The sequence below is a fragment of the Pseudomonas sp. PA-4-8C genome, assembly GCF_021606625.1.
Taxonomy (GTDB): domain Bacteria; phylum Pseudomonadota; class Gammaproteobacteria; order Pseudomonadales; family Pseudomonadaceae; genus Aquipseudomonas; species Aquipseudomonas lactis.
The window spans coordinates 1-1,392 of record NZ_WKCD01000531.1; the positions used below are offsets into that span (position 1 = coordinate 1).

At 63.6% G+C, this 1,392-nt stretch carries 1 protein-coding gene and 1 pseudogene; one reads left to right on the forward strand and one right to left on the reverse strand.

Annotation, left to right across the window (positions count from 1 at the left end; all coding sequences use genetic code 11):
• A partial coding sequence (locus GIW04_RS30705) for a LysR family transcriptional regulator (RefSeq protein WP_236479609.1) occupies positions 1–314 on the reverse strand: 314 nt, incomplete at its 3' end.
• 108 nt (positions 315–422) lie between these two features.
• On the opposite strand from GIW04_RS30705, the pseudogene GIW04_RS30710 reads away from it, so the two are divergent.
• A pseudogene (locus GIW04_RS30710) lies at positions 423–1,319 on the forward strand (aldehyde dehydrogenase family protein); the annotation flags it as partial.
• Positions 1,320–1,392: the final 73 nt, after the last annotated feature.

Genomic DNA, 1,392 nt, shown 5'->3' on the forward strand with positions numbered 1-1,392 from the left:
GGGGCGGTCAGGCGCACCAGCCCGCGTATTTCCCCGACCGAGTCGCGCACCGAGGAAAAACTGCGGGCGATCTGCGCGTAGGCGCTGCGTACTTCGCGGGTCAACGACAGCCCCGCATCGGTCAGCCGCACGCTGCGTGTGGTGCGCGTCACCAGGCGCGTGCCGGTGGCCTTTTCCAGGTCGGAAATGCGCTGGCTCACCGCCGATTTACTCACCCCCAGGCGCGCGGCGGCAGCGGTGTAGGTGCCTTGTTCCTCCAGCACCGACAGCCAGTGAATGTGGGTCCACAGCCCTTCGATTTCAGCCTTTTCCATGGGTGTATTGTTCGCAGATAAGGACAATAAGTTCTGGATTCTGCTCTGGTTCGGAACAAAGTGAAAGCCTATCGTGTGGGCCAACGCTACCCACCTGGATCGACTGCCATGACTGCAACCATCGAGCACTACATCAACGACCAGCGCGTCAGCCGCGATGACCGTTATCAGGACGTCTACAACCCGGCCACCGGTGAAGTCACCGCGCGCGTGGCCCTGGCCAGCCGCCAGACCGTGGCCGAAGCCGTCGCCGCCGCCCAGGCCGCGTTTGCCGGCTGGGCCGACACCCCGCCGATCCGCCGCGCCCGCGTGTTGTTCCAATACCTGCACCTGCTGCGCGAACGCAAGGACGACCTGGCGCGCATCATCGTCGCCGAGCACGGCAAGGTGTTCACCGATGCCCAGGGCGAAGTCGACCGTGGCATCGACATTCTCGAATTTGCCTGCGGCATTCCCAACCTGCTCAAGGGCGAACACTCCGACCAGGTCTCCCGTGGCATGGACAACTGGACGATGCGCCAGCCGCTGGGTGTGGTCGCCGGCGTGACGCCGTTCAACTTCCCGGTGATGGTACCGATGTGGATGTACCCCATCGCCATTGCGGCGGGTAACACCTTTATCCTCAAGCCCAGCCCGACTGACCCAAGCGCTTCGCTGTTCATGGCCGAGCTGCTGCATGAAGCCGGCCTGCCCAAGGGCGTGTTCAATGTGGTGCAGGGTGATAAAGAGTCGGTGGACGCGCTGATCGAACACCCGGACGTCAAAGCCGTGAGCTTCGTCGGCTCCACGCCGATTGCCCAATACATCTACGAGAGCGGCGCCCGCAACGGCAAGCGCGTGCAAGGCCTGGGCGGGGCGAAAAACCATATGGTGGTGATGCCCGACGCCGATATCGAACGCACCGTGGATGCGCTGATGGGCGCCGCCTACGGCAGTGCCGGCGAGCGCTGCATGGCGATCTCAGTGGCGGTGCTGGTAGGCGACGTGGGGGGCGAAAGGATAGCCCCGGTTCTTTTTCTCAATTAGAGCTGGCGAGGAGAATCGACGAGTGAGGAATATCGCGGTCGGGGCTGCGTTT